We start from the raw sequence: 21334 nt of genomic DNA, 5'->3' as shown, positions 1-21334 counted from the left end.
CTGTGGAGCCATGAAGTACACCCAGCTCGGCCGCACCGGCCTCAAAGTCAGCCGCCTCGTCCTCGGCACCATGAACTTCGGCGGGCAGACCGACGAGCCCGGCAGCCACGCGATCATGGACACCGCGCTGGACGCGGGCATCAACTTCTTCGACACGGCGAACATCTACGGCGTGGACGAGCGCAAGGGCCGCACCGAGGAGATCCTCGGAAGCTGGTTCGCCCAGGGCGGCGACCGGCGCGACAAGGTGGTGCTGGCCACCAAGCTGTACGGGAACATGACGCAGGGCAACCCCTGGCAGGAGGAGCCCTGGCCGAACCACCAGCGGCTGAGCGCCCTCAACATCCGCCGCGAGGTGGAGGCCAGCCTGAAGCGGCTGGGCACCGACCACATCGACGTCTACCAGTTCCACCACATCGACCGGGCCACGCCCTGGGACGAGATCTGGCAGGCGATCGACGTCCTGATCCAGCAGGGCAAGGTGCTCTACGCCGCCTCCAGCAACTTCGCCGGCTGGCACATCGCGCAGGCCAACGAGGCGGCGGCGCGGCGCGGTTCGCTCGGGCTCGTCAGCGAGCAGTGCCTGTACAACCTCTTCGAGCGCACCGCCGAGATGGACGTCCTCCCGGCCGCCGAGGCGTACGGGCTCGGTGTCGTGCCCTGGTCCCCGCTGCACCAGGGGCTGTTGGGCGGCGCCATCCGCAAGTCCCGTGAGGGGGGCGGCTCCCGCACCCACGCCGGGCGCTCGGCGCGGGGGCTGGCCGATCCGGTGGTCCGCGACCAGGTTCAGCGCTACGAGGATCTGCTCGCCGAGCACGAGCTCGACCCCGGGGAGGTGGCCCTCGCCTGGCTCCTCACCCGGCCCGCCGTGACCGGGCCCATCATCGGGCCCCGCACCCCCGCCCACCTCGACGGCGCCCTCCGCGCCCTCGATCTCGACCTCTCCGTCGACCTTCTCGCCGCCCTCGACGCCATCTTCCCAGGCCCCGGCCCTTCCCCCGAAGCCTTCGCCTGGTAGCCCCGACCGCCGCCGCCCGGGCGGCTCAGCCACGTGCCTTTAGGGGCGCGGGGAACTGCGCCACCAGCCACGACGCTCCCGCACCTCACCACCCGCCCCAGCGGGGCAAATCGGTTGTCCCCGGACCACCGGCCGGTGGGGGCTTGTCGCGCAGTTCCCCGCGCCCCTGACGGGGCGCACCGTCTTTCGCCCGGGCGGCGAGCCGACGCTGCCGCAGGTCACCGCCCGCCCCGGAGGGGCAGTTGGGTGGTGTCCGGGCCACCGGCCGGTGGGGGCGGGGAAGCGGAGGGGAGGCGGAGGCGGAAGAGGGCGCCTTGGCCGGGAGCCGTGTCGAGCTCGATGTACCCACCGTGAGCGGCAGCGAACGCGGCACAGATGGAGAGCCCGAGACCGGCGCCGCCCCCGGCGCCCCGGCTGCGGGAGGCGTCCACGCGGTAGAAGCGTTCGAAGACCCGCGCGGCCTGGTCGGGCCCGAGCCCGGGCCCGGCGTCGGCGACTTCGAGGACCCCGTGTCCGCCGACGGTGCCGACGCCGATCCGGACGGGCGTGCCGGGAGGCGTATGGGCGACGGCGTTGCCGACGAGATTGGCGACGACCTGCCGCAGCCGGGCCTCGTCACCGAGCACGGGTGCGGGACCGGGGCCGGACCCGGAGCCGCCCGGCCCGGTGAGGGAGACCGGCCGGGACGGATCGAGGGCGGTCGTGTCGTGCAGGGCGTCCACGGCCAGGGTGCGCAGGTCCATCGGAGCGAGCTGCACGGGCCGCTGCTCGTCCATCCGCACCAGCGTCAGCAGATCCTCGACCAGGCCGCCGAGCCGTACGGCCTCGCTCTCGATCCGCGTCATCGTCCGCTTCACGTCGGCCTCGTCGGGCAGCGCGCCCATCCGGTACAGCTCCGCGAAGCCCCGGATACCGGCCAGCGGAGTGCGCAGTTCGTGGCTGGCGTCGGCGACGAACCGGCGCATCTGCTTCTCGGACTCCGCGCGCGCCGCGAAGGCCGACTCGATCTGCGCGAGCATCCCGTTGAGCGCGGCGGACAGCCGCCCGGCCTCGGTGCGCGGGGACGCGGCGGGCATACGGTGCGACAGCGGGCGCCCGGCGGCTATCTCGGCGGCGGTGGCCTCGATCTGCCGCAGCGGCCGCAGCCCGGCCCGTACCGCGAACCAGCCCGCCACCCCGAGCAGCGCCGCGACCACCGCGCCGATCAGCAGGAACGCGGTGCGCAGGTGGGAGGCCGTGGAGGACACCTCGTCCAGGGACGCGGCGACCACGACGCCCGCGGGCAGGTCGGCGGAGGGGGCGGCCGTGCCCGCGGCGACCGGTTCGATCAGCACCCGCCACCGCCCGCCGCCGTGGTCGCTGGCGACGTCGAACGGCTTGCCCAGCCGCTCGCGCAGCGACCCCGCGTCCATCGTCGGCCACAGCGGGCGCGGGTCCCCGGCCGAGACCGGCAGCCGGAACTGGTCGGAGACCCGCCCGTCCGCCGCGGCGAAGGCCACCACGAACTGGCTGGGCAGCCACGGCCGCGGCGCGCCGGGCCCCGGCCGTACGTAGCGCGGCGCGGGCACCCCGTCGGTGCCGAGCCGCCGCGCGAGCGGTTCGCCGTACCGCTGGAGCTGCTGGTCGACGCGCCGCACCTGCTGGCCGCGGACCGTGCCGAGGACGACGGTGTCGCTGACGGCGAGGCCGAGCAGGACGAGGACGAGGCAGAGCAGCACCAGCCGGGAGCGCAGCGAGAGCGCGGAGAGCCGCAACGAGCGGAGGGACCTGAGGAAGCTGAGGGACCTGAGGGAGCTGAGGGACCGCACGGTGCGCACGGCGTCAGCCCTGCGGTCGGCGCAGCACGTACCCGACGCCGCGCACCGTATGGATCAGCTTGACCGTGCCGTCGGCGCCGGAGTCGACCTTGCGGCGCACGTACGAGATGTACGACTCGACGATGCTCAGGTCGCCGCCGAAGTCGTACGCCCACACGTGGTCGAGGATCTGGAGCTTGGACACGACGCGGTCGGCGTTGGCCATGAGGTAGGCGAGCAGCTTGAACTCGGTGGGCGAGAGGGAGACCGGGCGGCCGGCGCGCAGCACCTGGTGGCCGACCGGGTCCAGCTCCAGGTCTCCCGCGACCAGCCGCCCCTCGTCGGTGGGGCCGCCGGTACGGCGCAGGATCGCGCGGATGCGGGCGATCAGCTCCTCCAGGCTGAACGGCTTGGTGACGTAGTCGTCGCCGCCCGCCGTCAGGCCGCTGATCTTGTCGTCCACGCCGTCCTTGGCGGTCAGGAACAGCACGGGGAGCCGGTCGGCGGCGCCGCTGCCGGGGCGCGCGTGCGGCCCCGACTCCTCGCGCAGGTGCCGGACGACCGCGAAACCGGTCATGTCGGGCAGCATCACGTCGAGGACGACCAGGTCGGGGCGCTCACGGGCGACGGCGGCCAGCGCGTCGGCGCCCGAGGCGGCGGAGACCACCTTGAAGCCGACGAAGCGCAGGGACGCGGAGAGCAGTTCCCTGATGTTGGGCTCGTCGTCGACGACCAGCAGGCTGGCCTCGGGCGTCGTCTCCATGGAGTCCTCCTGGCCCCCGTCGTACGGTGCGGTTTCGCACCGTACGCTCCCGTCCTGTGAAGGCGGGGTCAGTTGCCCGTACCGCCGCCCGAGCCGCCCGAGCCGCCCGAGCCGCCCGCCGTACCCGTACCGCCGCCCGCGCCTCCGGCACCTCCGGCGCCGCCACGGCCGCCGAAGCCTCCGAAGCCGCCCGCGGTGGCCGCGCCCTCGGTGACGGTGGTGGCGGCGATGTCGCCGGAGGAGTTCGCGCTGCCGCGTACGGTCACGCTCTGGCCGGGCTGGAGGTCCGAGGTCTTGCCGTCCTTGGTGACGGTGACCTTCGTGGAGCCGCCGGTGGTGACCTTGACGATGCTGCCCTGGGCGTCGGTGACGTAGATGGTGTCGCCGTCCACCAGCTTGACGGTGCCGACGGTGACGCCGGAGCCGGTGCCGCCGGAGCCGGTGCCGCCGCCCGCGCCGGGAGCCGCGCCCGGCGCCGTACCGGAGCCCGTACCCGTACCGGAGCCCGTACCCGTACCCGAGCCCGTGCCCGTACGGCCGTTGGCGCCCGCGAAGGCCGAGGCGAAGTCGCGGGCCGCGGCCGAACCGCCGCCGGACGAGCGGCCGTTGAGGTGGTTCTTCTCCACCAGCGCGCCGCCCGCGAAGGCCGCCGCGGCGACGACGCCCGCGGACAGCAGCAGCGTCAGCCAAGGCAGTTTGCGGCGCGGCGGCGCGGCCAGCTCGGCCGAGATGTCACGGGCGTCCGGCGGCTCGGACAGGACGTCCTCCGGCCGTTCGGTGAGCACCGCCTCGCCGGGCCGCTCGACGATCTCCACCTCGCCGAACGTGTCGGTGAGCGGCAGCAGCTCCGTGTCGGCGTCGGCCTTCACGAGTTCGGTGCGGCGTCGCGCCATGTCCGGTTCTCCCTCGTCCCTCGTACGTCGTGCGGTGTGGTGGTGGACGGCCTACTCATGGCGCAGGGCCTCGATCGGGCGCAGGGCGGCGGCCCGGTTGGCGGGGTAGCTGCCGAAGAACAGGCCGATGGCGACCGCGATGGCGAAGGCGCCCCACACCGACTCCGGGATGATCACCGGTTTGATGCCGACGATCGTGAAGCGCGAGCCGATCAGTCCCGCCACCACCCCGAGCCCGCCGCCGACCAGCGACAACAGGGTCGACTCGGCGAGGAACTGCCCGAGGATGACGCCCTTGGGCGCGCCGATCGCCTTGCGGATGCCGATCTCGCGGGTCCGCTCGGTGACCGTCACCAGCATGATGTTGGTGATGCCGATCCCGCCGACCAGCAGCGAGATCGCCGCGACCGCGCCGAGCAGCACCGTGAACGTCCTGTTGGTGTCGGACTGGGTGCTGAGCAGCGACTGCTGGCTGCTGACCCGGAAGTCCAGCGCGTTGGCGTCCTTGATGCCGTGCGTGCCCATCAGGATCGTGGTGATCTCGTTCTGCGCCGGGGTCGTCGCGTCGGCCGACGTGGCCTCCACCAGGATCTGGTTGACCGAGCCGAAGCCGGTGAAGGCGTTCTGCACGGTCGGCAGCGGCGCGACCAGGATGTCGTCCGGGTCCTGGAAGCCGGTGCCGCCCTTGGTCTCCAGCACGCCGACGACCGTGAACGGCGTCCCGCCGAGCACCACCTTCTTGCCGACCGGGTCGGCCGTGCCGAACAGGTCGGTGGCCGTGGTCGAGCCGATCACCGCCACCTTGCGGGAGTTGAGGACGTCGTCGGCGCTGAAGTAGTCGCCCTTGGCGACCTTGCTGTTGGACGCCTTGAAATACGCGGGGTAGGTGCCGACGACCTGCGCGACGTCGTGCGAGGTGCCCTCGTACAGCGCGGTCTGCGAGGACGTGGTCACCTCGGGGGCGACGGACTCGATGCTGGGCGCGGCCGTCGGGTCGGCGAGCGCCCGCGCGTCGTCCACGGTCAGCGGCTTGACGGTGGTCGCCGACGAGGACGAACCGCCGCCGAATCCGGCGCCGGAGGAGATGGTCAGCGAGTTGGTGCCGAGCTTCTCGATGGAGTCCTTGACGGACTGCGAGGAGCCGTTGCCGACCGCGAGCAGGATGATGACGGCGGCGACGCCGATCAGGACGCCGAGCATGGTCAGTCCGGAGCGGACCTTGTTGGCGGCGAGGCCGCCGAAGGCGAAGCGGAGGGTCTCGAAGGGGTTCACGCGGTGCCCCCGCTTCCGAAGCCGTTGCCCGTACTGCCGTTGCTCGTACCGCCGTTGCCCGTACTGCCGTTGCCGCCGTTGCCGGGGCGGCTTCCGGTGAGGGCCTGACGCCGGCCGCCGGTTATCGGGTCCTGCGGGTGGTGCGCGGCGAAGGACGCCGGGTCGCGCAGCGCGGGCGGCGGGCCGTCGGCCGGTGCCTGGCGCCGGTCCTCGACCACCTGGCCGTCGACCAGCGTGATCACCCGCTTGGCGTGCCGGGCGACCTCGTCCTCGTGCGTGATCAGTACGACGGTGCGCCCGGAGGCGTTGAGCCGGTCGACGATGGCGAGCACTTCCTCGGTGCTGTGGCTGTCCAGGTTTCCGGTCGGCTCGTCGGCGAGCAGCATGGCCGGTGCGGTGACCAACGCCCTTGCCACGGCGACGCGTTGCTGCTGGCCGCCGGAGAGTTCGTTCGGCCGGTGGTCGACGCGGTCGGCGAGGCCGACCAGCGCGAGCGCCGCCAGCGCGCGCCTCCTGCGCTCGGCGGACCGCACACCCGCGTAGGCCAGGGGGAGTTCGACCTGCGCGAGCGCGGGGGTGCGCGGCACGAGGTTGAACGACTGGAAGACGAAGCCGATCTTACGGTTGCGGACGAGCGAGAGCTGGTGCTCGTCCAGGCCGCCGACGTCGATGCCGTCGAGCAGATAGCGGCCCTCGGTGGGGATGTCGAGGCAGCCGAGGATGTTCATCAGGGTCGACTTGCCGGACCCGGAACTGCCCATCACGGCCACCATGTCGCCCTGTTCGACCAGCAGATTCACGCCGGGCGAGACGCCGGTGACGGGGTCGGGGTCGCCGCCGAGCGCGCGCACGGCGGCGTCGCCGTGCCCGTACGTCTTCAGCAGCGACCGCACCTCGATGACCGGGGGGCGGCCCCAGGGGCTGTCGTCGTCCCCCTCGACACCCGCGGTTTCCTCGCGGCCCGAGTTCTGCTCGACGCCCGAGATCTGCTCGACGCCCGAGGTCTCTTCCGCGCCCGGACTCTCTTCGGCGTCACCGGTACGGGCGCCGGGCCGCAGGCCGCCGAGGCGCTGCCGCAGGGCGGGCCTCATCCGCGGCCACCGCCGGCACCGCCGCCACCGCCGGTACGGAAACCGCCGCCCCCGCCGCCGATCCGGTTCGCGCCGCCGCCGAGGCCGCCGGGGAACGCGCCGCTCGGGAAACCGCCGTTGCCGGAGGACGCGACCGTGGCGATCTGCACCTGCTGGCCCTCCTTCAGACCGCTGGTGATCTGGTCGGCGGTGTCGCCCTCGACGCCGACGGTCACGGACGTACGGGTCGTGCTGCCGTCGGAGTTGACCACCGTGACCGTACGGTTGGCGCCGGTACCGGAGACCGCGGCGGTCGGCACGTTCAGCGCGCCGGACGCCGAGCCGGTGATCACCTGGATGCTGGCGCTCAGGCCGGTCCGCAGATCCGCGGTGGGGCTGGTGATGGCGAGCGTGGCCGCGTACTGCACGGCGCTGCCGCTCCCGCCGCCGCTGCCGCTTCCGCTGCTCACCGGGAGCGAACTGACCGACAGCACCTTGGCGTTGAGCACCGTGCTCGACTGCGCGTTGAGGGTGACGGTGGCGGGCTGGCCCGCCTTGACCTTCAGCGAGTCGGCCTCGGAGAAGTTCGCCGTCACCTGCATGCCGGTGGGGTTGGTCAGGACGACGAAGCCGGACGGGGTGCTGGAACCGCTGCTGCTCGACGTGGAGTTGGAGCTGCTGGAGTTCGAGCCCTGGCCGCCCGAGCCGCTGCCGGTGCCGCCGGTGCCCGACACCGTCTGGCCCTTGGCGGCCGAGACCGAGGCGACCGTGCCGGACACCGGGGCCTTGAGCGTGGTGCCGTCCACCGCGCGCTGGTCGGCGTCCACGGCGTTCTGGGCCTGGGTCAACTGAGCCTGCGCCTGGGCGAGTTGGGCCGGGTCGACGGTGTAGGTGGGGGACGGCGCGGGCGTCGGGGCGGCGTCCCGCGAGCCGCCGGAGCCGGTGCTGGAGCCGCTGCCGGAGCCCGTGGCGGAGGTGACCAGCTCGCCCGCCTCGACCTTGGTGAGGTTGGCCCGCGCCGCCGTCAGCGTCGCCTGGTCCTGCTGCAACGTCTCCTTGGCGTCGGTCGGATCGACCTTCGCCAGCACCTGGCCCTTGGTGACCTTGTCGCCCGGCTTCACGTCGACCTCGGTGAGCGTGCCGCCCGTGGTGAAGTCCACACCGGCGTCACTGGGCGAGGCGAGCGTGCCGGAGCCGGACACGGTCGCCAGCACCGTGCCCTTGGACACCGTCACCACGCGCGCGCCCGTACCACGGGTGTTGCCGCTGTCACCGTTGTTGACCGCCGCGTAGGCGCCGCCTGCGCCCGCGAGGACCACCACGCCGAGCACCGAGTTGATCAGGACGGCCCTGCGCCGCCGTGGGAGCACCTTCATGGCGCGCATCCTGGCCGCCGACGCCTTTGATGGCCTGGGAGAAGGCTGGGAGTTTCCTGGGAACGGCGCCGTGCGCGAGGCCGCCCCGCCACGGCACGAAGCGGTCGCTTTACGTCTCAACCGGACCGTACGGCGGGCCCGTACGGGTCGCGACGGCCGATTCCCGCGCCCCGGCTCCCCGGGAACTCACAGCTCGCGCCCTGGCTGTGCCTAACTCGCGGCGGTTCACTCATGCGCCGCCACTCATGGGTGCTCGTGTCCCGCGCGTGCGCGTGGGTGAGCGGCGCCCCCCGCCCCCGCATCCGAGGAGACCACGGTCATGACCCTGACCACCACCCGGCAGTCCGCGCGCCGCTCCGCGCTGCGGGCGGGCGCGTGCGTCGCCGTCCTCGCCTCGGGCGCGCTGCTGCTCACCGCCTGCTCGTCGTCGGGCTCCTCTGGCTCGGCGTCCGCCGACGCGAAGGCGTCGTCCTCGTCCTCGCCGTCGTCCTCCGCCAAGGGCGCCTCCGGCGGCGCGCAGGACATGGCGGCCTACCGCGACTGCCTCTCCCAGCACGGCGTGAAGCTGCCGTCCTTCTCCGGCCGTCCCTCCGACCGCGCGTCCGGCCGCCCCTCAGGCCGTCCCTCGGGCCGTCCCTCGGGCCGCCCGAGCGGCGGATTCGGCGGGGGCTCAGGCGGCTTCGGCGGTTTCGGCGGCGAGTCCGCCGACCCGGCCACCCAGAAGGCCATGGAGGCATGCGCCTCGCTGCGCCCCCAGTTCAACGGCCAGCGCGGCGGCGGCCCTGGCGGCGACAGCTCCGCCTTCCAGGCGTTCACGAGCTGCCTCAAGGACCACGGCGTCACCCTCCCCACCCCCTCCCCCAACGCCTCCGGCTCCCCCACCACCCGCCGCGGCGGCTTCGGCTTCGGCGACCTCAACACCTCCGACCCGAAGACGGCCAAGGCGTACACCACCTGCAAACCCCTCCTCCCCACCCGCCCGCCCGCCTCCCCCTCAGCGACATAACCGCCCTCCCGGCCCAGCCGTCCGGGGCACAGGTGCCCCCTTATCCGGGCACATGCGCAAAGGGCCGGGCGAATGGGATCGCGCGGGCACATTGCGGCGCTAAGGTGCAGGCAGCGCACGGCGGTTGTGCGCTGGGTCACAGCCTGTGGGGGGCCGTATGCGCGAGATGGTCAAGGGCGGCAATGTCGGGCTTTCGGCATTGAGCGAGCACGCCGGGGCGGTGATCGTCAGCCTGGGGTGGAGCAGCGCGAGCGGGGACGGGGACGCCGATGTGTCCGTGTTGCTGCTGGACGGCGACGGCAAGGTCCGCAGCGACGACGACTTCTACTTCTACAACAACCCCGCGGCGGCGGACGGAAGCGTGCAGTTGCTCGGCAAGACCCCGACGGAGAACGGCAGCGAGGACCGGATCAGCCTGGATCTGACGGCCGCCGCCGGGGATGTGCAGCGGATCGTGCTGGCGGCGAGCCGGTACGGGGGCGCGCGGTTCGGGGACCTGGACGACCTTCGGCTGACGCTCGCCGACGGCAACGGCGAGGGGCTGCTGCGGTTCACGATCGAGGACGCGGGCCCGATCGGGGCCGTGATCTTCGGGGAGCTGTACCGGCGGGACGGCGGCTGGAAGTTCCGGGCCGTCGGTCAGGGGTACGACTCGGGACTCGCGGGCCTGGCAACGGACTTCGGCATCGACGTGGACGACGCGGACGAGACGGCGGCCGACGAGGAGCCGGGCGGCGCGCTGGAAGCGGCGCCGGAGCCCCAGGCTCCCACGGACGCGTCGGCGCGGGTTGCCGTTCCGGACCCGGCACACGCCCAGGACCCGGTGGCCGCCCAGGGCCCGGTGGGCACCTCGGCGAAGATCCCCCGGCAGGTCGCGCCGCAGGCCGCCGTCCCGACGGCCGCCTCGTCGGTCGAGCAGGCACCGCCGCCCAAGCGCCCCCGCACCGCCCGCAAGAAGGTCACGCTGCCCGCCGTCACCCGCAAGTCCCTCGCGGAGAACGACTCCTGGCGCATGGCACGGCTCTTCCCCGCGGGCACGCTCAAGAGCGACCGCGAGCGGGAGACCAGGGCCACGTCCGTACTGCTCTCGGTGATGGCCCAAGTGCCCGAGTTCGGACGGCGGTTGACGGCGGCGTTCGGTGCGCCCGCCGGGCGGATGGAGACGTACACCGAGGTCTCGCTGCCGCACGGCGGCGAGAGCCCCAAGCGGCCCGACGGGCTGATCCGGGTGGAGCGCGCGGGCAAGCTGTGGACCGCGCTGGTCGAGACGAAGACCAACGGAAATCCGCTGCGGACCGCGCAGGTCCAGGACTACGTGGACATCGCGGGCCGCCGCGCGTACGAAGCGGTGATCACGCTCTCCAACGACGTCGCCCTGGACGGCAGTCCGCTCGTGGACGTCAAGATCGACGGCCGCCGCAAGCACAAGGTGGCCCTGTGGCACCTTTCCTGGGCGGAGGTCACCCACCAGGCGCAGATGCTGATCCGGCACGAGGGCGTCGGGAACGCGGCGCACGCCTGGCTGTTGCAGGAGTTGCTGTACTACCTCCAGCACGAGAACTCCGGCTGCCACGGCTTCCAGAACATGGGCCCGGCCTGGGTGCCGGTGCGCCGGGGCATCGACGAGGAGACGCTGTGCGAGGGCGATCCGCGCGCCGTCGACGTGGTCGCCAACTGGGAGCGGCTGATCCGTCAGGTCTGTCTGCGGCTGGGCGGTGAACTGGGCCAGAAGGTGCTGCCGGTGCAGCGGGTCAAGCGCGGCACCGACCCCGGGGAGCGCCGCGCCGCGCTCGCCGACCGGCTGTGTCGCGAAGGGCGCCTCCAGGCCGAGTTGCGGATCGAGGACAGCCCCGGCGTCCTCGGTCTCACCGCCGATCTGCGGACCAGCAAGTTGCGTACGTCCCTGGACGTTCCCGCGCCCGCCGCCGGCTCACCGCTGACCTGGGCGAAGCGACTGGTACGCCAACTTCCCGACGCTCCCGCCGACTTGCACGTGGAGACGCTGGTCGACGGGCGCGGCTCCGGCCCCCGGGGAACGCTGGAGCGGCTGCGCCCCGAGCCCGCCGACCTGCTCCCCCGGGACGGCGCCACGATCACCGGCTTCCGCCTCTCCCTCTTCAAGGGCATGGGCAGCACCCGCGGTACGGCCGAGACCGGCTTCATCCGCAGTGTGGACGAAGCCGTCGACCGCTTCCACGACACGGTCGTGACACCCCTCCAACGCGGCCCGCGCGGCTAGACCCCGCCGTCCCGCCCGCCCGCGCCCCCGGAGGGGAGACGGGGGTCACTTCGGGGGGCGGTCACATCGGGGTGGGGCGGGGCGTCAGGGAGGTGCGTGCGCCGGGGACGTCGTGGAAGGGCGGCGGCGGCGCGGAAACGCACGAGCGCGAGGAGTAGTAACGCCATGGAAGCCCGTCTGAACCTTTTCGAGAGCCCGCTCGCCGCGAAGTCGCTGCGGCACCTCACCGCGGCCGGCAAAGTGCTGGCGGATTCGACGGTGCCGCTCGCGACCCAGGAACTGGTACGGCTGCGCGCCAGCCAGATCAACGGCTGCGGATTCTGCACCGACATGCACACCAAGGACGCGGCGGCGGCCGGGGAGACGCAGCAGCGGCTCAATCTGGTGGCCGCCTGGCGCGAGGCCAAGGTCTTCACCGACGCCGAGCGCGCGGCGCTGGAGCTGGCCGAGCAGGGCACCCGTATCGCCGACGCGGCCGGGGGCGTCGCGGACGAGGTGTGGGCGAACGCCGCCAAGCACTACAACGAGGAGGAGCTGGCCGCCCTCGTCACCGGCATCGCCCTGATCAACGCCTTCAACCGGCTGAACGTGATCATTCAGCAGCCCGCGGGGGACTACGAGCCGGGCATGTTCGGCTGAGAGCCAAGGGGCGGGCGGCACCCGCGGCCCCGGCGTACAGGGGCCGTCGGGGCCGCCCCGTCAGGGGCCGCGGCTACCAGGGCAGCGGCCCCTCGGCGTCGAAGTACCCGCCGGTCGGGCCGTCGGCCGGCACCTGCGCCATCCGGACGATGATCTCGGCGCCCTGCTCGACCGTCTGGACCCCGGTGTTCCCGTTCAGATCGGTCTTGGTGAAACCGGGCTCGACGGCGTTGATCCGCATCTCGGGGAACGCCTTCGCGTACTGCACGGTGATCATGTTCACGGTGGTCTTCGACGCCGGGTACGCGACGCCCGGATACGCGTAGGCGGGGGTGCCGGGGGCGCTGAGCCGGGACAGCGAGGCCAGGCCGCTGCTGAGGTTGACCACGACCGGCGCGGCCGAACGGCGCAGCAGCGGCAGGAACGCGTGGGTGACGCGCACCAGGCCGAAGACGTTCGTCTCGAACGTCTCCCGCATGACGTCGGCGGTCAGGTCGGCGGCGCCGACGACGCCGTTGTCGGCGGTCCTGCTCTCGATGCCCGCGTTGTTGACCAGGACGTCGAGGCCGCCGTCCGCCGCGATCGCCTCGGCCGCGGCCCCGACGGACGCGTCGTCGGTGACGTCGAGCCGGACCGCCCGCGCGCCCGCGCCCAGCCGCTCGACGGCCTCCCGCCCGCGGTCGGCGTCCCGGCTGCCCACGTAGACGGTGTGCCCCGCGGCCAGCAGGCGGCGGGCGGTCTCGAAGCCGAGGCCCTTGTTCGCTCCGGTGATCAGTGTCGTTGTCATACGTCCACGGTGCGGCAGGCCCGCCGGGGCAGCCAGTGGCCCGGTCTTCCTGGGACTGCCGGTACCAGGACGGCGCGGGCCGCACGGTGCACAGTGGAACCATGGCGACCACGGAGTTCGGGCACACGGTACGGCGCTGGCGCGACCGGGTCTCCCCCGAGGCGGCCGGGCTGCCCGCCGGGGGCCACCGGCGGGCGGCCGGGCTGCGCCGCGAGGAGCTGGCCCTGCTCGCCGGGATCTCCGTCGACTACGTCACCCGGCTCGAACAAGGCCGCGCGGCCAACCCCTCCGAGCAGGTCGTCGAAGCGCTCGGCCGCGCGCTGCGGCTGACCACCGCCGAGCGCGAGCACCTCTTCCACGTCGCCGGACTCGTACCGCCGGGCCAGGGCACCGTCCCCGCGTACATCACGCCGAGCGTGCAGCGCATGCTCGACCGGCTGACCGGGACGCCGGTCGCCGTCAGCGACGCCGCGTGGACGCTGCTGCTGGCCAACCCCCTGTACGTGGCCCTGATGGGGCAGCAGCAAGGCAACGACCGCAACGCGATCTGGCGCAATTTCCTCGGCTCCGGCTCCCGGGTCCGCCACACCCCCGAGTCGCTGCGGCTGCTGGAGATCTCCCAGGTCGCCCAGTTGCGCGCCACCGCCAACCGCTACCCCGCCGACCAGCGCCTGCGCCGCCTGGTCGCCGAGCTGCGCGCCCGCAGCCCGCGCTTCGCCGAGCTGTGGGAATCCGGCGAGGTCACCCGGCACGACGCCTCCCGCAAGACGATCGACCACCCGGTGGTCGGCCCGCTGACCCTGGACTGCGACATCCTCAGCGTCGCCGGAAGCGATCTGCGGATCATGGTCTACACCGCCGAGCCCGGCACCGAGGACGCCGAACGCCTCACCCTGCTCGGCGTCGTCGGCACCCAGGCGCTCAGCCCCGCCGGGACCCCCGGCACCTGACCCGCGTCCGTACGCCTCGCGGAAGACGGCGCGGACGACTCCCCCGCGGTCTGCCGCCGGTGCGGTGGCGCGAGGGGGGCCGGGGCGAGGCGGCGCGGGCGCTCGCGGATACTTGGGGGATGCGGACGAATGGGGCGGTACAGAGCGCTGACCTGCGGTGGGCGCTGCGCGCGGCCGTCGCGGGGGACGTGGAGCCGATAGCCGAGTTGCGGGCCGTCGTGATGCGGGCGGATCTGGAACGGCTCGGGCGGTACGACGGGCACCGGGTACGGCAGCGGCTGCGGGACTCGTTCTCGACGCGGTACACCTCGGTCGTCACCGTCGAGGGGGACTTCGCCGGGTGCGTGACGCTGCGGCCCGCCGAGACCGGCGGCGCTCTGCTCGAACACTTCTATCTGGAACCCCGCTACCAGGGGCGGGGGTTGGGCTCGGCCATGCTGCGGGAACTGCTGGGCCGCGCCGACGCGCGCGGCGAGGACGTACGGCTGAACGTCCTCCAGGGCAGCGCCGCCCGGCGGCTCTACGAACGGTGGGGCTTCGTCCTGGAGACGGAGGACGCGGTCGACGTGTTCATGGTGCGCCCCTCGCCGGTCGCGAACGCCTGAGGTTACGGTGATTCACCTTGTGGTGACGGGTGTTAACCTGCGGATATGACGCCTCCTGCCGAGCGCACCGCACCGGCCCGCCGCAGTGGACAGCACCACGGCGACCTCCGCAACGCCCTGGAGCGGGCCGCCCTCGGCCTCGTCGCCGAGCGCGGGCCGCACGGCTTCACGCTCGCGGAGGCCAGCCGGCGGGCGGGGGTCAGCGCGGCGGCGCCGTACAAGCACTTCGCCGACCGGGACGCGCTGCTGGCGGCGCTGGCCGAGCGCGGGTACCGCGAGCAGCACCGCCGGTTCTCGGCCGCCGTCCGTCAATCCGCGGACCCGGTCGAGCAGTTGGCGGACTTCGCCGCCGCCTATGTCCGGTTCGCGGTGGAGGAACGGGCCCTGTTCGACATCACGTTCAGCGCGGGACTCGACAAGTCCCGCTATTCGAGCCTGGCTTCGGCGGGCGACCAGGTGCTGACCGCCGTGCTCCCGACGGCCCGCCGCCTCACCTCGGGCGACCGCGCGGTGGAGTTGATACTCGACGTCTCCTCGGCCGCGCACGGCATGGTCCTCTTCCTCGCGGAGGGTCTGCTCGGCCCGGCGCCGGACGCCGTCGCCCGCGCGGAGTCCCGCGCCGCGCGCACCGCCCGCGCCCTGGCCCGCGCGCTGCCGACCGTCACGCGGGAGCCGCGCTGACGCGTCGTCAGAGGTCGGTGATCTCCTGGGCGTAGAGCGTGGTGAGCGGCTGCGGGCCCACGTACTGCTGGCAGTTGCACGTGCCCGGCTCGTAGTGCGTGGGCTTCTTGTCCGCGTCCCAGGCCGTGGGGACCTCGACGGTCTCGTGGCAGCGGCCGGACTTGTCGTGCTTGGCCAGGTGGTGGGTGCAGCCGCAGACCGGCTCGGGGCCGCGCCCCGCCGCCTCCAGCTCGCGGCGCTCCTTGCGGTCCGCCTCAAGGCGCTCCATCGTGCGCTCGTGCCGGGTGCGCAGCGCGGTGCGGACGGTGTCGGCGATCGAGGTGAAACCGCCGACCGCGAAGAGGGCGATCACCCACCAGAGCCAGTTCATACGGAAGGAACCCCCGTGTCGAGCGTGCACAGCGTGTGGGCCCCAGCGTAAGCCGCCATCCGGCCGGGACGGCAGGGGGCGAAGGCCGTCCGCCGCTCAGCGGTCCTCCGACCGCACTCCGATCGTGAGCAGCAGATTGGCGTACGTACGCCGGTCGCCGGTGGCCACCACGAGGGCGGTGTCGGGGCCGCGGGCCGCGTCGTAGAAGGCGAAGCGGTCGAGGCCGTCGAGGGTGAGGCCGGGGAGGGCGGCACGGAACTCCGCGAAGATCTCCGGCGCGGAAAGGTCGGAAGTGTCGGACGTCTCGGAAGTGTCGTCACGGTCAGGCGGCGGGGTCATGACGGCCGCCGCCTCGATCGGGATCGCGTCGACCAGGGCGTCCAGTACCTCGGTGACCAGCAGCCGGTCGGGGCTGAGGTTGAGGTAGACGCGCTCGGCGGCCGGGTTGGCGCCCGTGGTGTGCGGATAGTGGCCGTCGCTGATCAGGACGCGGGAGCCGTGGCCCGCGGCGGCGAGCGCGGCGAGGATCGCGGGGTGGGTCAGTCCGTAGCGCAGCATGGGCGGCGGCTCCTTCGATACATCCGATCTCTGCATCCGACCCCGGGAGCGTACCCGGCCCGCCGACACAAGGGTCGGCGGGCCGGGGGCGGGAAGCGTCGGGCGCTACGGAAGCGTCAGGATCTGGTACGAGTCCCCGTACGTCTTCCACTTCAGCGGCGGGTCCAGGTTGAGGTTGCCCGCGTTGAGGAAGACGCGCTGCTCGGTGTCGACGCGGCTGGTGTCGTCGTGGGCGTCCTCGGTCTTCATCGCGGCCTTGCGGGCGTCGAGGAAGGCATTGAGGTACGTGGTCTCGTTGCCGCCCTGGGCCGGGGTCTTGGCCTTCTTCATGGCGGTCTTGCGGATGCCGCCGAAGCTGACGGAGTCGTCGCCGGGGCCGTGCATCACGATGGCGTCGTAGTAGATGAACTGGCCGAGGGTGCCGAGGCCGTCCGTCTTGGCCTGGTTGACCGACGGGTTGAAGTAGACGCGGTCGCGCTCGTCGTTCTGCGCGGTCTGGAAGACGGTGTCCTTGGCGGCGGTCTTCCACGCGCTCACGAAGGCCGAGCCGAGGCCGGAGTGCGAGTCGGAGCCGTTGACGCTCTCCAGCGCGGGGAGGTACTTGGCCAGGACGTTGCCGGGCTTGAGGTCGTTGTAGTGCTTGACCAGGTCCAGCATGTCGCCGGTGCCGGAACAGAAGCCGATGATGCCCGCGGTGTAGCCGCGGCCGTCGCCGATGTCCTCGATGTACTTGTACTGGGCCTTCCAGTCCAGCGAGGAGTTCTCCGCGCTGGAGACCAGCTCCATCGCGATTTCCTTCTTGTGCGGGTCGGCGAGACCGGCTGCCGCCGCCTTGGGCGCGACGGCGGCGGCGTGCGCGCCGGGCGCGGTGGCCGCGTTGCCCGCCGTGGCCAGGGCCAGCGAGGCGCCGCCGCCCGCCAGTACGCCGACGGCGGCGATCATGGCTATCCGGCGGCTGGGGCGCCGGTTCGAGCGGTGCGAGTGGGGGGATCGGTGCACGTGCGTCTCCGTTTCCGGCCGTCGGAGGAACGGCCAACTGCGGGGGCCTGCTGTGCAGTTAGGAAAGGTTCCTAACCAATGGAGAGCATTGAAGCACTGCGACGGCCGCACGCCAAGGGGCCGCCGCGACCGAGTTCGGGTCGCGATGTCGTACCCCCGCGCGACACTGGAGGCATGTGCAGAAGCATCAAGACCCTGCGACCGCCGATGACGCCCGATCCGGACGAGGACGACATCGAAGCGGCGGCGCTCCAGTACGTCCGCAAGATCTCCGGTTTCCGTGCGCCCGCCGCGCACAACCGGGAGGTCTTCGACGCCGCGGTGGCCGCCGTCGCCGCGGCCACCGCCGACCTCCTCGACGGCCTGGAGGTACGCGGCGCCGCCGCCCGCGCCCACGGCGGGGCGGCCTGACCCCCGGACCCGCCCGGCCCTAACCTGACCCCATGCAGCACATGACCGAGGCCGAATGGCGCGCCTTCGCCTCCACCGGTACCCGCACGGGGAAGCTCGCCGTCCAGCGCAAGGACGGCGGTCCCCACGTCACGCCCGTCTGGTTCCTGCTCGACGACACCGACCCCTCCGACATCCGCGTCGTCTTCAACACCGGCAGCGACTCCCTCAAGGGCAAGGCCCTGCGCCGCGACGCCCGCTTCGCGCTCTGCGTGGACGATCAGGAGCCGCCCTACTCCTACGTCCTCTTCGAGTGCACCGCCGAGCTCGTCGAGGACCCCGCCGCCCTGCTTCACTGGTCCACCAAGATCGGTTCCCGCTACATGGGCTCCGCCCGGGGGGCCGAATTCGGTGCCCGCAACGCCGTTCCCGGTGAATATCTCGTCCGTGGCCGCATCAACCGTGTCACGGCCCAAGCCGCCGTAGCCGACTAGCCCCCGGGCCCCGCCCCCACCCAGGACGGTAAGCCGATCTTTCCCGGGGCCCCGCCCCGGCCCCCGCACCTCCCCGGGACAGTAGGCCGGATCTTTTCCGGGGCGCCGCCCCGGGCCCCGCACCTGGCCGGGACGGTGGGCCGGATCTTTTCCGGGGCCCGGCCCCCGTGCCCGCACCTGGCCCGGACGGTGGGCCGATCTTTTTAGGGGCGCGGGGAACTGCGCGACCAGCCCCCACCGGGCTTTCAGCCCGAAAACAACCGCATCTGCCCCGCTGGGGCCGGTTCTCACGGCGCACCACCGCCGTGGCTGAGCGCGCAGTTCCCCGCGCCCCTAAAAACACGTGGCTGGCCCCCCGGCAAAAGAACCGCCCCAGGCCCGCGCCCCAAAAAACACGGCGTACCGCCCAGCGCAGAAGAACCGCCCCAGGCCCGCGCCCCCAAAAAATCGGCGTGCCGCCCAGCGCAGAAGAACCGCCCCAGGCCCGCGCCCCAAAAAGATCGGCGTGCCGACCAGCGCAGAGGAACCGCCCTGGGGTCGGGCCCCTGGAAGAGGGCCCTGGCCGGGAGGGGCCCGGCGGGGGGCTAGCCGTAGGAGAGTTTTTTGCAGGGGTCGGTGTCCGCGGCGCGAGCCTGCTGCGTGAGATTGGTCGGCAACGGCTTCGGCTTGCTCGCCGCCGAGGCGAAATCCTGGCCGACGACGAGATTGATGCCCGAGATGTCGAGCGGAGCGAGCTCCGCGCCGGGAAAGAGCTTGGCGAGCTCGGTGGCGTGCGCCTTGTCGGCGGGCCCGTACTCGATACGGGTGGTGGCGTGGTCCTGGGACTTGGCGGTGGAGGTCCCGGTGACGGTGTAGCCGGAGCCCTTGAGCTTGTCGGCGGCCTTGCCGCCGAGCCCGTCCACGGTGGTGCCGTTGAAGACGCCGACCGAGACGCCGGTGCCGTCGACCGTGGCGGCGGGCGTCGGGGAGGCCGTCGACTTCGGCTTGCCCGAGGCGTCGACGCCTTCCAGGGTCCGGTTGGCCCGCAGCTCCGCGAAGAGGTCGTCCACGTCGGGGTGGACGAGGTCGATGCGCGGCCCGTCGTACTTCCACGGCGCGGTGATGAACTGGATGTTCTTGAGGTCGATGTTCTTCAGCGACAGCCCGAAGGACATCAGCTTGGTGGCGCTGCCGAGCCCCGGGTCCACGGTGAGCGACTTGGTGGCGGCGTCGGCCAGCGGCAGCAGCGTCGTCGGGTTCATGCCCTGCCCCTTGATCTTGGCGATCAGGGCGGACAGGAACGCCTGCTGCCGCAGCATGCGGCCGACGTCGGAGTTGTCGCCGACCCCGTGCCGTACGCGGACGTAGTCCAGTGCCTGCTGGCCCTGGAGGTTCTGCATGCCCGCGTCGAGGACGACCTTGCCCTTGCTGCCGCGGTTGGGGTTCATGTCCCCCTGGTAGATCTTGTTCGGCACGCAGACCTCGACGCCGTGCACGGCGGAGGTCATGGACGCGAAGCCCTCGAAGTCGACCACCATGGTGTGGTCCACGCGCAGCCCGGACAGCTTCTCGATGGTGTTCTGCGTACACGCCGGATTGCCCTTGGCCGTGTCGCCCATCGAGAACGCCGAGTTGAACTGCGCCCTGGGCTGGTCCGGCGACCACTTGCCGTCGGGCAGCAGGCACGGGGGTATGTCGACCATCGAGTCACGCGGTACGGAGATGCCCACCGCGTGTTTGTGGTCGGGGTAGACGTGCAGCAGGATCGTGGTGTCCGAGCGGCCGATGTCGCCGGAGGCGGAGCCGCCGAGCTTGCCGTTCGCGCCGGAGCGGGTGTCGGAGCCGATCAGCAGGACGTTGACGGCGGTGTGGCCGTTGGCGTCCGCGGGCCCGGCCTTGGGCCGGTTCTTGCTCAGCCCCGCCGAGTCGAACGTCGAGATATTGGCGTTGAGCTTCAGGTAGATCGCGCCGGCGCCGCCGGCCAGCAGCACCACGAAGGCGACGGATATCGCGATGATCCAGCGCTTGCGACTGCGCTTGGGTTCTCGCTTGCGCCCACGAACGCCCATTCCCACACCTTCAGTCCGGTGGCTCGCACGCACACGACGAAGCCCCAACGTTTACCACTTGAACCATCCCGCTCGTATGACGCGCGTCACACCGGCTCCGCCTCGGGGGAATTGCCCGGCGAGACACTGTACGTGGTGCGCATTTCGGTAATCGTCAATGCGGGGAGGGTGACGGAATCGGGAGCGGAAGCTCCGCATCCGCGGCTGTCCGCGGCGCGGCGCGCACGCGAAGGGCCGGGGCGCACGCGAAGGGCCGGGGCGCACGCAAAGGGCTCGGGCGCACGCAAAGGGCCGGGGCGCACGCGAAGGGCCGGCTCCCGCCGTCATCGGCGGAAGTCGGCCCCGGGCGCACGACTCACAGTTCGCGCTGGAAGGAGTTCAGCCAGTCCAGGGAAGCGGTGGGCGTCAGCGCGACATCACTCAGCGCGTTCATCGCCTTCTGGTACTCGACCACTTCGTCGGGCTTGTCGATGTAGAGCGCCCCGGTGAGCTGCTCCAGGTAGACCAGGTCCGGCAGATCGGACTCCGGGAAGCTCAGCAGCGTGAAGGCGCCGCCGCCCGCCGCGTGCCCGCCCGTGGCGAACGGCAGGATGCGGACGTCGACGTTGGGCCGCTCGGCGGCTTCCAGGATGTGCCGCACCTGGTCGATCATCACCTGCCGGCCGCCGAACGGACGGCGCAGCGCGCCCTCGTCCATGACGGCGACGAAGTGGGGCGCCTGCTCGGAGACGAGAAGCTTTTGCCGCTCCAGGCGTAGACCGACTCGTCTTTCCACCCAGGGCACGGCTGCCTCGGGGTGACCAAGCCGGATCACCGATCTTATGTAGTCCTCGGTCTGCAACAGGCCGTGCACGAACTGCACTTCGAAGGTGCGGATCAGCGCGGCCGACTCCTCCAGGCCCACGTACGTCTGGAACCACGTCGGCATGACCTCGCCGTATCCGTGCCACCAGCCGGCCGCGTTGGCCTCGCGGACCAGGCCCAGCATGGCCGCCCGCTCGGCTTCGTCCGTGACCTCGTAGAGGGTCAGCAGATCGGCGACGTCACGCTCCTTGAAACTGACTCTTCCCAGCTCCATGCGGCTGATCTTCGATTCGGAGGCCCGGATCGAGTAGCCCGCCAGCTCGCGGGTGATGCCCTTGGACTCACGCAGCCGCCGCAGCTGCGCTCCGAGCAGCATTCGTCGCACGATGGACCCGCCTCCCGGCTGCCCTGCGCTCATAGGTCACGCTCCGCCCTTGGTTCATCAGCAGTCTGCCACTAACGGACTGCGCGGTGTACCCGTTCGGTCACTCTCCACCGACACGTGCATCAATTCCTTGCAGATGCACGTGCAGACGCTCTTGCATCGGAGGGTGCTGATCCATGAGCATGGTGGAC

21 protein-coding genes are annotated in these 21334 nt (G+C 72.3%); 9 read left to right on the top strand and 12 right to left on the bottom strand.

Annotated elements, in window-relative coordinates; genetic code table 11:
- The first annotated feature begins 10 nt into the window (after positions 1–10).
- A complete protein-coding gene (locus ACZ37P_RS19895) occupies positions 11–1018 on the top strand; it encodes an aldo/keto reductase (protein WP_467347739.1) in 1008 nt (335 codons plus the stop codon).
- 218 nt (positions 1019–1236) lie between these two features.
- Here ACZ37P_RS19895 and ACZ37P_RS19890 read toward each other — a convergent pair whose 3' ends face one another.
- The 6 genes from ACZ37P_RS19890 to ACZ37P_RS19865 all read right to left on the bottom strand — a co-directional run bounded on the left by ACZ37P_RS19890 (position 1237) and on the right by ACZ37P_RS19865 (position 8188).
- The gene (locus ACZ37P_RS19890; protein ID WP_467347737.1) at positions 1237–2835 is read right to left on the bottom strand and encodes a sensor histidine kinase; all 1599 of its coding nucleotides are present in this window, start codon (positions 2833–2835) and stop codon (positions 1237–1239) included.
- A 4-nt stretch (positions 2836–2839) separates the two neighbouring features.
- The gene (locus tag ACZ37P_RS19885) at positions 2840–3577 is read right to left on the bottom strand and encodes a response regulator transcription factor (RefSeq protein ID WP_402712896.1); all 738 of its coding nucleotides are present in this window, start codon (positions 3575–3577) and stop codon (positions 2840–2842) included.
- Positions 3578–3645: 68 nt separating this feature from the next.
- A complete protein-coding gene (locus tag ACZ37P_RS19880; RefSeq protein WP_467347735.1) occupies positions 3646–4470 on the bottom strand; it encodes a hypothetical protein in 825 nt (274 codons plus the stop codon).
- 51 nt (positions 4471–4521) lie between these two features.
- A complete protein-coding gene (locus ACZ37P_RS19875) occupies positions 4522–5742 on the bottom strand; it encodes an ABC transporter permease (RefSeq protein ID WP_355339680.1) in 1221 nt (406 codons plus the stop codon).
- On the bottom strand, positions 5739–6833 hold the full coding sequence (locus ACZ37P_RS19870; RefSeq protein WP_467347734.1) for an ABC transporter ATP-binding protein: 1095 nt from the start codon (positions 6831–6833) through the stop codon (positions 5739–5741). The genes ACZ37P_RS19875 and ACZ37P_RS19870 overlap by 4 nt, the downstream gene beginning before the upstream one ends.
- Positions 6830–8188: an efflux RND transporter periplasmic adaptor subunit gene (locus ACZ37P_RS19865; protein WP_467347732.1), complete on the bottom strand. Its 1359-nt coding sequence runs from the start codon at positions 8186–8188 to the stop codon at positions 6830–6832. Before ACZ37P_RS19865 ends, ACZ37P_RS19870 begins: the two co-directional genes overlap by 4 nt.
- Positions 8189–8507: 319 nt before the next feature.
- Between ACZ37P_RS19865 and ACZ37P_RS19860 the strand changes: the two genes are divergently transcribed.
- From ACZ37P_RS19860 to ACZ37P_RS19850, 3 genes are all read left to right on the top strand, one after another.
- On the top strand, positions 8508–9194 hold the full coding sequence (locus ACZ37P_RS19860; RefSeq protein ID WP_391041845.1) for a hypothetical protein: 687 nt from the start codon (positions 8508–8510) through the stop codon (positions 9192–9194).
- A gap of 166 nt (positions 9195–9360) precedes the next feature.
- Positions 9361–11433, top strand: coding sequence for a TerD family protein (locus ACZ37P_RS19855; protein ID WP_467348111.1), 2073 nt, complete (start codon positions 9361–9363; stop codon positions 11431–11433).
- A 165-nt stretch (positions 11434–11598) separates the two neighbouring features.
- Positions 11599–12072 (top strand): carboxymuconolactone decarboxylase family protein, encoded by a 474-nt coding sequence (locus ACZ37P_RS19850; RefSeq protein WP_355339668.1) that lies wholly within the window; start codon positions 11599–11601, stop codon positions 12070–12072.
- Positions 12073–12145: 73 nt separating this feature from the next.
- Here the strand turns inward: ACZ37P_RS19850 and ACZ37P_RS19845 are convergent, their stop codons facing one another.
- Positions 12146–12859, bottom strand: coding sequence for an SDR family NAD(P)-dependent oxidoreductase (locus ACZ37P_RS19845; protein WP_355339665.1), 714 nt, complete (start codon positions 12857–12859; stop codon positions 12146–12148).
- 101 nt (positions 12860–12960) lie between these two features.
- Here ACZ37P_RS19845 and ACZ37P_RS19840 point away from each other — a divergent pair, with 101 nt between their 5' ends.
- The 3 genes from ACZ37P_RS19840 (at position 12961) to ACZ37P_RS19830 (ending at position 15095) form a co-directional block, all read left to right on the top strand.
- On the top strand, positions 12961–13809 hold the full coding sequence (locus ACZ37P_RS19840) for a helix-turn-helix transcriptional regulator (RefSeq protein ID WP_391158623.1): 849 nt from the start codon (positions 12961–12963) through the stop codon (positions 13807–13809).
- A gap of 119 nt (positions 13810–13928) precedes the next feature.
- Entirely contained in the window at positions 13929–14414 is a 486-nt protein-coding gene (locus ACZ37P_RS19835) for a GNAT family N-acetyltransferase (RefSeq protein WP_467347727.1), read from the top strand.
- Between the two features lie 45 nt (positions 14415–14459).
- The gene (locus ACZ37P_RS19830; RefSeq protein ID WP_401305587.1) at positions 14460–15095 is read left to right on the top strand and encodes a TetR/AcrR family transcriptional regulator; all 636 of its coding nucleotides are present in this window, start codon (positions 14460–14462) and stop codon (positions 15093–15095) included.
- Between the two features lie 7 nt (positions 15096–15102).
- Here the strand turns inward: ACZ37P_RS19830 and ACZ37P_RS19825 are convergent, their stop codons facing one another.
- From ACZ37P_RS19825 to ACZ37P_RS19815, 3 genes are all read right to left on the bottom strand, one after another.
- A complete protein-coding gene (locus ACZ37P_RS19825; protein ID WP_355339653.1) occupies positions 15103–15465 on the bottom strand; it encodes a hypothetical protein in 363 nt (120 codons plus the stop codon).
- A gap of 96 nt (positions 15466–15561) precedes the next feature.
- The gene (locus ACZ37P_RS19820) at positions 15562–16023 is read right to left on the bottom strand and encodes an RbsD/FucU domain-containing protein (RefSeq protein WP_391041855.1); all 462 of its coding nucleotides are present in this window, start codon (positions 16021–16023) and stop codon (positions 15562–15564) included.
- A gap of 105 nt (positions 16024–16128) precedes the next feature.
- Complete coding sequence (locus ACZ37P_RS19815; protein WP_355340133.1) at positions 16129–16965, bottom strand: chitosanase; 837 nt, start codon at positions 16963–16965, stop codon at positions 16129–16131.
- 231 nt (positions 16966–17196) lie between these two features.
- Between ACZ37P_RS19815 and ACZ37P_RS19810 the strand changes: the two genes are divergently transcribed.
- The gene (locus ACZ37P_RS19810) at positions 17197–17433 is read left to right on the top strand and encodes a DUF2277 domain-containing protein (RefSeq protein ID WP_355339648.1); all 237 of its coding nucleotides are present in this window, start codon (positions 17197–17199) and stop codon (positions 17431–17433) included.
- A 32-nt stretch (positions 17434–17465) separates the two neighbouring features.
- Complete coding sequence (locus ACZ37P_RS19805) at positions 17466–17906, top strand: PPOX class F420-dependent oxidoreductase (RefSeq protein ID WP_355339645.1); 441 nt, start codon at positions 17466–17468, stop codon at positions 17904–17906.
- 584 nt (positions 17907–18490) lie between these two features.
- Here the strand turns inward: ACZ37P_RS19805 and ACZ37P_RS19800 are convergent.
- Both ACZ37P_RS19800 and ACZ37P_RS19795 read right to left on the bottom strand, forming a co-directional pair.
- Positions 18491–19954, bottom strand: a complete 1464-nt coding sequence (locus ACZ37P_RS19800; RefSeq protein WP_355339642.1) for an LCP family protein — start codon at positions 19952–19954, stop codon at positions 18491–18493.
- 355 nt (positions 19955–20309) lie between these two features.
- Positions 20310–21176 carry a helix-turn-helix domain-containing protein gene (locus ACZ37P_RS19795; protein WP_355339639.1) on the bottom strand — a complete coding sequence of 289 codons (867 nt, stop codon included), beginning with the start codon at positions 21174–21176 and terminating at the stop codon, positions 20310–20312.
- Positions 21177–21334: the final 158 nt, after the last annotated feature.

The sequence above is a fragment of the Streptomyces sp. NPDC024632 genome (assembly GCF_055559175.1).
This window is presented reverse-complemented; position numbering and strand designations above follow the sequence as displayed.

What these genes read in the sequence shown, in the direction of transcription:
- ACZ37P_RS19895 (WP_467347739.1), top strand. Translation starts at nt 11, where the DNA reads ATGAAGTACACCCAGCTCGGCCGCACCGGCCTCAAAGTCAGCCGCCTC.
- ACZ37P_RS19885 (WP_402712896.1), bottom strand. Translation starts at nt 3,577, where the DNA reads ATGGAGACGACGCCCGAGGCCAGCCTGCTGGTCGTCGACGACGAGCCC.
- ACZ37P_RS19880 (WP_467347735.1), bottom strand. Translation starts at nt 4,470, where the DNA reads ATGGCGCGACGCCGCACCGAACTCGTGAAGGCCGACGCCGACACGGAG.
- ACZ37P_RS19870 (WP_467347734.1), bottom strand. Translation starts at nt 6,833, where the DNA reads ATGAGGCCCGCCCTGCGGCAGCGCCTCGGCGGCCTGCGGCCCGGCGCC.
- ACZ37P_RS19865 (WP_467347732.1), bottom strand. Translation starts at nt 8,188, where the DNA reads ATGAAGGTGCTCCCACGGCGGCGCAGGGCCGTCCTGATCAACTCGGTG.
- ACZ37P_RS19860 (WP_391041845.1), top strand. Translation starts at nt 8,508, where the DNA reads ATGACCCTGACCACCACCCGGCAGTCCGCGCGCCGCTCCGCGCTGCGG.
- ACZ37P_RS19855 (WP_467348111.1), top strand. Translation starts at nt 9,361, where the DNA reads ATGGTCAAGGGCGGCAATGTCGGGCTTTCGGCATTGAGCGAGCACGCC.
- ACZ37P_RS19850 (WP_355339668.1), top strand. Translation starts at nt 11,599, where the DNA reads ATGGAAGCCCGTCTGAACCTTTTCGAGAGCCCGCTCGCCGCGAAGTCG.
- ACZ37P_RS19845 (WP_355339665.1), bottom strand. Translation starts at nt 12,859, where the DNA reads ATGACAACGACACTGATCACCGGAGCGAACAAGGGCCTCGGCTTCGAG.
- ACZ37P_RS19840 (WP_391158623.1), top strand. Translation starts at nt 12,961, where the DNA reads ATGGCGACCACGGAGTTCGGGCACACGGTACGGCGCTGGCGCGACCGG.
- ACZ37P_RS19835 (WP_467347727.1), top strand. Translation starts at nt 13,929, where the DNA reads ATGCGGACGAATGGGGCGGTACAGAGCGCTGACCTGCGGTGGGCGCTG.
- ACZ37P_RS19830 (WP_401305587.1), top strand. Translation starts at nt 14,460, where the DNA reads ATGACGCCTCCTGCCGAGCGCACCGCACCGGCCCGCCGCAGTGGACAG.
- ACZ37P_RS19825 (WP_355339653.1), bottom strand. Translation starts at nt 15,465, where the DNA reads ATGAACTGGCTCTGGTGGGTGATCGCCCTCTTCGCGGTCGGCGGTTTC.
- ACZ37P_RS19820 (WP_391041855.1), bottom strand. Translation starts at nt 16,023, where the DNA reads ATGCTGCGCTACGGACTGACCCACCCCGCGATCCTCGCCGCGCTCGCC.
- ACZ37P_RS19815 (WP_355340133.1), bottom strand. Translation starts at nt 16,965, where the DNA reads ATGATCGCCGCCGTCGGCGTACTGGCGGGCGGCGGCGCCTCGCTGGCC.
- ACZ37P_RS19810 (WP_355339648.1), top strand. Translation starts at nt 17,197, where the DNA reads ATGTGCAGAAGCATCAAGACCCTGCGACCGCCGATGACGCCCGATCCG.
- ACZ37P_RS19805 (WP_355339645.1), top strand. Translation starts at nt 17,466, where the DNA reads ATGCAGCACATGACCGAGGCCGAATGGCGCGCCTTCGCCTCCACCGGT.
- ACZ37P_RS19800 (WP_355339642.1), bottom strand. Translation starts at nt 19,954, where the DNA reads ATGGGCGTTCGTGGGCGCAAGCGAGAACCCAAGCGCAGTCGCAAGCGC.
- ACZ37P_RS19795 (WP_355339639.1), bottom strand. Translation starts at nt 21,176, where the DNA reads ATGAGCGCAGGGCAGCCGGGAGGCGGGTCCATCGTGCGACGAATGCTG.